A 6,098-nucleotide genomic window follows, 5' to 3' on the forward strand; every position below is an offset into this window, starting at 1 on the left:
AGCCACCGCTACATCACCGACCGGTTCCTGCCCGACAAGGCCATCGACCTGATGGACGAAGCCGCCAGCCGCCTGCGGATGGAAGTCGACAGCAAGCCCGAAGAACTGGACCAGCTGGACCGCCAGATCCTGCAGCTGCAGATCGAAGGCGAGGCGTTGAAGAAGGAAGACGACGCCGCCTCGAAGGACCGGCTCTTGAAGTTGGAAAAGGAACTGGCCGACCTGCGCGAACGGTCCGATGAGATGACCGCCAAATGGCAGGCCGAACGTGACAGCCTGGAGGCCGCGCGCGGGTTGAAGGAAGGGCTCGACCGCGCCCGCGCCGAACTGGAACAAGCCAAGCGCGAGGGAGATTTCGCTAAGGCCGGAGAGTTGCAGTATGGCCGCATCCCCGACCTTGAAAAGCAGCTGGCCGAGGCCGAGGCCCGCGAGGGTGACGCGCTGGTGGCCGAAGCCGTCCGCCCCGAGCAGATCGCCGAAGTGGTGGAACGCTGGACCGGCATCCCGACCAGCCGCATGCTGGAAGGCGAGCGGGAAAAGCTGCTGCGGATGGAGGAGGAGCTGGGCAAGCGCGTTGTCGGCCAGCGTACGGCACTGACCGCCGTGGCCAATGCCGTGCGCCGCGCGCGGGCGGGCCTGAATGATGAGGGGCGGCCTCTGGGCAGCTTCCTCTTCCTGGGCCCCACCGGCGTCGGCAAAACCGAACTGACCAAGGCCGTCGCCGAATACCTGTTCGATGATGACAACGCGATGGTGCGCATCGACATGTCGGAGTTCATGGAGAAGCATTCCGTCGCCCGGCTGATCGGTGCGCCGCCCGGCTATGTCGGCTATGACGAAGGCGGTGTGCTTACCGAGGCCGTCCGCCGCCGCCCGTATCAGGTGGTGCTGTTTGATGAGGTCGAAAAGGCGCACCCGGACGTGTTCAACGTGCTGCTGCAGGTCTTGGACGATGGGGTCTTGACCGACGGCCAAGGCCGCACCGTCGATTTCAAGCAGACGCTGATCGTGCTGACGTCAAACCTTGGCGCGCGGGCGCTGTCCGAACTGCCCGAGGGCGCGGATTCCTCCGCCGCCAAACGCGAGGTCGAGGAGGCAGTGCGCCAGCACTTCCGCCCCGAATTCCTGAACCGGCTGGATGAGCAGATCATCTTTGAACGGCTGAACCGCACGGATATGGCGCAGATCGTCGAGATTCAGCTGAAACGGCTGGAGGCGCGGCTGGTGGCGCGCAAGATCACGCTGGAACTTGACCCGCAGGCCAAGCAATGGCTGGCCGACGAAGGCTATGATCCGGTGTTCGGTGCCCGGCCCCTGAAGCGGGTGATGCAGCGCCATCTGCAAGACCCGTTGGCCGAAATGATCCTGTCCGGGGATCTGATGGACGGCGCCAACGTGGTGATCAGCGCCGGGCCGGACGGCCTGATCATCGGCGACCGTGTCAGCGCGTCACGGCGGGCAAGGCCAACCGAGGCGGTGGTGCACTGAACCTGCCAACGGCGCTTGCCTGAAAGGGCAGGCGCCGCCATCATGGCCCCGGGGCACGGGAGCATGTGATGGCTGTGATTGCTGAGGTCACCGGGCGACCGGACGGTCAGGTCTTCATGGGAAACATGGCCGCCGCCCTGCAAACCGGCGGATTTGCGACGTCCTCGGATGATCTGGTTTTGACCGAACCGGGCTGGACCCTGTTTTCAATAGATTTTGCGGCGGATGACGCGATCTTTCTTGATATCGGCGCCAAGACCGATCTGGCATCCGCCCCCTTCAGCTACCAGCGCCAGTTCGACACCGCGCGGCGTATCCTGCGCATGAGGCTGTCTGATTTTCTTGATCTTGGCGAAAGGTGCCCGGTCGGCGAACCGCTGGTGCATCTGTTCAACATGGGCCATTGCGGATCAACGCTGTTGCATCACGTGTTCAACCGGTCGGGGCAAGCGTGGTGCCTGTCAGAGCCGCTTGTCACCTTCGATCTGGCGATGAACCGCGATGCACTTTCCGCTGACAGACTGACCGCCCTGATGCGCGCGGGGTTGCGGATGCTGCGGTTCTTTCCGGGCATTGCGGGCCGCAGGCTGGTGGTCAAGCACTTCAGCCAGGTCAATACGATCATCCCGGAATGCCATCAGGCCGAACCCGACGCCACCTGTCTGTTCTTGTACCGCAGCGGCGAGGCGTGGTGCAATTCGCTATACGGCTTCTATCAACGGCTGGCCGGAGGCGGGCTGGAGCTTTTGCCTGAGGACCGAGCATTTTCCTGGCTGATGATGTCGGCCGACACACCCTTGTCTGCACTGGACGATGTGGTCGATATGGCCGCCCCGGTAGTGACCTTTGACAGTCTGGCGGCTGTTGCGTGGTCGCTTCAGCTGCAAAGCCACGCTCGCGCTCGTGCCGCAAACGTTCCGCTGCACAGCTTTCGGTATGAGGAACTGATCGCAGACCGTGCCGCGTCACTGGCGCAGGTTTTCAACTGGTGCGGCCTGCAACCCGACGGCATTGCGGCCGGCCTCGCGGCCTTTGACGAAGATTCGCACAAGGGTGCGGTCACCTCTCACGCCCGCGCCGTCGAACAGTTGGACGAGGTGTCCAGATCCCGCATCAGGCAGATCTTTGCACATCCAAAGATCAAGGTGACGGGTCGGGAACGCTTGGCCTGACCCGCCATGGTCGGATTTTAGGCGGGGTTCGTTAGCTGCCCACCCCGCATCTTCCGATCATCTCAGGGGCGCGCGACGTTCCAGACGCCCTTGACGCCTTCTCCCAAGGTGTCACCGGGGTTCTTGTCGCCCGCGAAGAAGTACAGCGGCATGCCGTCGACAGCCCATTGATAGACCTCGCCGGCCCGCTCGATCACCGTATAGCGCCCCTCGGGCTTGTCTGCCTCGTCCGCAAGCAACGGGGGCCAGTTTTCAAGGCAGGCGTCGGCGCAGTTCGATACACCGGGCGTGTCTTTGCTGAAGGTGTACAGTGTCATGCCATTCTCGGCGGCCAGAACATTGCCAAGCGCCGAAGGTGCTTCGGCAATCGGTGCAGAAAAGGCCATGCTGGCACTTAGGGCCCAAAGGGCGGCAGCAAATCGTTTCATGGGGTGGTGTCCTTGTTGAACAACGAGCGGACGCGGCACCGTGCCGGCCTTGCTCCCCAAGCGAACGCGCAGCGTTTCGCGGATATTCCCTGAACGCTGATCACAGGTTCGTGTGTCCAGCAGGCGCGAGCATCCTCGGGAGACGCGATATCCTAAGAAAGTGTCAATCGTTCAAACCAAGTCATTGAAATCATTAAGGTCAGATACGTGTCCACGCGTGGACAACGAAAAAGGGGCGGGAAATCCCGCCCCTTTCTCTAATCAAGGCAACAGATCACATCGGTGGCAGGATGACCGAGTCGATGACATGGATCACCCCGTTCGAGGCAGCAACGTCCGGCGCCGAGATAACCGCGCCATTCACTTTCGGCCCGCCGTCCAGCGTGATCGTCACTTCGGCGCCATTCACGGTGGCAGCCTTCATGCCCTCGGTCAGATCGGTGGACATCACTTTGCCCGCCACGACGTGATAGGTCAGGATCGCGATCAGCTTGTCTTTGTTCTCAGGCTTCAGCAGGTCCTCAACCGTACCGGCGGGCAGCGCTGCAAACGCAGCGTCGGTCGGTGCGAAAACGGTGAACGGGCCGGGACCCTTCAGCGTCTCGACAAGGCCAGCTGCGGTCAGCGCCGCGGCCAGCGTGTTGAAAGAACCGTTGGCAACGGCGGTGTCGACGATATCCTTGTCCTGAGCGAAGACTGGAGCCGTCATGAAAGCGGTTGCTGCGGTCAGGGCGATAAAGGTTCTGCGGATCATTGGTGTCACTCCCGTTATGATCTCTGCCGTTCTTGGCACTGGTTATATGGGGCCGCGTCATCATTGGATCACCCCTACAAATCCGTGAGTTAGCCTTGCCCAAGCGGATCTTCGCACTATGCAGAGGCTTTCCGCCGATATGGTCACGATCAAGTGAGCCGAGTTTATCCGGCGTGATCGCTAGCCGCATGTTTCAACGCCGTGCCGCAGATGTGAGCCGGATTGCTTTGCGTTTTTCCGCCGACCGCGAGAGGCTGTGCGAAATGGACAGGAGTGAAGAATGCGCTTTCGGAACAGTCTGAATTGGTCTGATGTCACGCCCAAGGCGGCCGGGATGAACCGCCGTCAGTTGATGGTGGGGGCGGCTGCGCTTGCGGCCACTCCGGCGCTTGCCAAGATTGAGGCTGCAAAGAGTGCCTACTCCACTCAGGATGAGCCGAACACGCTTGAGGACATCACCAACTACAACAACTTCTACGAGTTCGGCACTGGCAAGGAAGATCCTGCGGCTTATGCCGGCAGCTTGACCACCGAGCCTTGGTCGATCGTGATCGATGGGTTGGTCGACAAGCCCGGCACCTATGATCTTGCGGATGTGCTGAAGGACCAGCCGTTGGAGGAGCGGATCTACCGTTTCCGCTGTGTTGAGGCGTGGTCGATGGTCGTGCCGTGGATCGGGTTCCAGCTGTCCGGGTTGTTGGACCGCGTCGGCGTGCAGCCGGGCGCAAAGTTCGTTGCCTTCGAGACATTGCTGCGCCCCGAGGAAATGCCGGGGCAGTCCAGCCCCTTCATCGAATGGCCCTACCGCGAGGGGCTGCGGCTGGACGAAGCGATGCATCCTTTGACCATCCTTGCCACCGGCCTTTACGGTGAGCCGATGCCAAACCAGAACGGCGCGCCAATCCGTCTGGTGGTGCCATGGAAGTACGGCTTCAAGTCGATCAAGAGCATCGTCAAGATCAGCCTGGTCGCCGAGATGCCGCAGACAACATGGAACATGCTGCAGCGCAGCGAGTATGGCTTCTATTCCAACGTCAATCCCGAGGTGGACCATCCGCGCTGGAGCCAGGCGTCCGAGCGGCGCATCGGCAGCGGCCTGTTCGGCGGACGGCAAGACACGCTCATGTTCAACGGATATGCCGATCAGGTGGCATCGCTTTATGCCGGTCAGGATCTGGCGAAGGACTTCTGATGGACCGGATGAACGCGCTCGCCCGTCAGGTTCCGACCTGGGTGGTCTATCTTGCCGGGACCCTACCGTTCCTGTGGCTGGCCTGGAACACGGTGCAGGGCGACCTGGGCCCTGACCCGGTCAAGACGGTGGAGCGGACGCTGGGCACACTGGGGCTGCAATTCCTGCTGGCCTCGCTGGCGATCACCCCGGTGCGGCGGCTGGGGTTGAACCTGATCCGGTTCCGTCGGGCGCTTGGGCTGTTGAGCTTCTTCTATATAGCGCTGCACCTGACGGCCTGGCTCTGGCTGGACATGGGCCTGCGCTGGTCCGAGGTGACGGCGGACCTTTGGAAACGGCCCTATATCATTCTGGGGATGATCGGATTTCTGGCACTGCTGCCACTTGCTCTGACCTCAAGCAATTGGGCGATCCGGCGGATGGGCCCGAAGGTGTGGCAGCGGTTGCACCGGCTTGCCTATCTGGCGGTTGTGGCGGGGGTTCTGCATCTTTTGCTGCTGGTGAAGATCTGGACCCTTGAGGAGTTGACCTATGCCACGCTCGCAGCGTGCCTTCTTGCAGTACGTCTGTTCCCGAAAGGCGGCAGACGCGGGCAAGCGGTGGCGTGAGTCTGTGGATAAGGTGCCGTTAGCCGCATCTGCCGGCAAGAATGTTGCGCCGATCAGGCCCCACTCGTCGCAGCTCTTGCGCCAAGCCCAAGATTTTGATGAATTTTTCGGAAAAGGGAAAAATATTGCCAGGTTTGTGTTTTTCCCTCTTGCGGGTTTCGACGGCTCTCCGTAAATACCCGCTCACCGAAGCGGAAACGTGACGGTGGCGGGAACGGACGGCGGCGCAAGCCAAGGAAAGCACCCGAAAATCTGAAGACAAGGTGAGCGGGATACGCTGGGAAACTGGCGCCCCGAGAAATTTTGTCTGCGGATCGCTCTTTGAGACGGTTATTGATGAAGGGATATGCGGGCGGTTTGGGCGCATCGGCGTTTAATCGTTTGCATATCGGCCTAGTAGGGGAGCGATCCTCGATGATCTAGGTGTCAGCTTCACTGTCTTGGTTGGGCCATCTT

Annotated in this window: 6 protein-coding genes; 4 read left to right on the forward strand and 2 right to left on the reverse strand. The window is 61.4% G+C overall.

Features of this window, described 5'->3' with window-relative positions:
* Together RMO18_RS01020 and RMO18_RS01025 are read left to right on the forward strand one after the other, a co-directional pair.
* Positions 1-1,488 (forward strand): AAA family ATPase (locus RMO18_RS01020; protein WP_309663376.1); only part of this gene is annotated, 1,488 nt, incomplete at its 5' end.
* 68 nt (positions 1,489-1,556) lie between these two features.
* Positions 1,557-2,660, forward strand: coding sequence for a hypothetical protein (locus tag RMO18_RS01025; RefSeq protein WP_309663377.1), 1,104 nt, complete (start codon positions 1,557-1,559; stop codon positions 2,658-2,660).
* Positions 2,661-2,722: 62 nt separating this feature from the next.
* On the opposite strand, the gene RMO18_RS01030 is transcribed toward RMO18_RS01025, so the two are convergent.
* Both RMO18_RS01030 and RMO18_RS01035 read right to left on the reverse strand, forming a co-directional pair.
* On the reverse strand, positions 2,723-3,088 hold the full coding sequence (locus RMO18_RS01030) for a hypothetical protein (protein ID WP_309663378.1): 366 nt from the start codon (positions 3,086-3,088) through the stop codon (positions 2,723-2,725).
* 274 nt (positions 3,089-3,362) lie between these two features.
* Positions 3,363-3,842, reverse strand: coding sequence for a fasciclin domain-containing protein (locus RMO18_RS01035; RefSeq protein ID WP_309663379.1), 480 nt, complete (start codon positions 3,840-3,842; stop codon positions 3,363-3,365).
* A gap of 280 nt (positions 3,843-4,122) precedes the next feature.
* Between RMO18_RS01035 and msrP the strand changes: the two genes are divergently transcribed.
* Positions 4,123-5,034, forward strand: a complete 912-nt coding sequence (msrP, locus tag RMO18_RS01040) for a protein-methionine-sulfoxide reductase catalytic subunit MsrP (RefSeq protein ID WP_309663380.1) — start codon at positions 4,123-4,125, stop codon at positions 5,032-5,034.
* Positions 5,034-5,642 carry a protein-methionine-sulfoxide reductase heme-binding subunit MsrQ gene (msrQ, locus tag RMO18_RS01045; protein WP_309663381.1) on the forward strand — a complete coding sequence of 203 codons (609 nt, stop codon included), beginning with the start codon at positions 5,034-5,036 and terminating at the stop codon, positions 5,640-5,642. The genes msrP and msrQ overlap by 1 nt, the downstream gene beginning before the upstream one ends.
* Positions 5,643-6,098: the final 456 nt, after the last annotated feature.

It is taken from the genome of Tabrizicola sp., from assembly GCF_031377265.1.
Taxonomy (GTDB): domain Bacteria; phylum Pseudomonadota; class Alphaproteobacteria; order Rhodobacterales; family Rhodobacteraceae; genus JAUYQR01.

Bases quoted from the DNA above. Each gene is read 5' to 3' on its own strand.
- msrQ (WP_309663381.1), top strand. From the start codon at position 5,034: ATGGACCGGATGAACGCGCTCGCCCGTCAGGTTCCGACCTGGGTGGTC.
- msrP (WP_309663380.1), top strand. From the start codon at position 4,123: ATGCGCTTTCGGAACAGTCTGAATTGGTCTGATGTCACGCCCAAGGCG.
- RMO18_RS01035 (WP_309663379.1), bottom strand. From the start codon at position 3,842: ATGATCCGCAGAACCTTTATCGCCCTGACCGCAGCAACCGCTTTCATG.
- RMO18_RS01030 (WP_309663378.1), bottom strand. From the start codon at position 3,088: ATGAAACGATTTGCTGCCGCCCTTTGGGCCCTAAGTGCCAGCATGGCC.
- RMO18_RS01025 (WP_309663377.1), top strand. From the start codon at position 1,557: ATGGCTGTGATTGCTGAGGTCACCGGGCGACCGGACGGTCAGGTCTTC.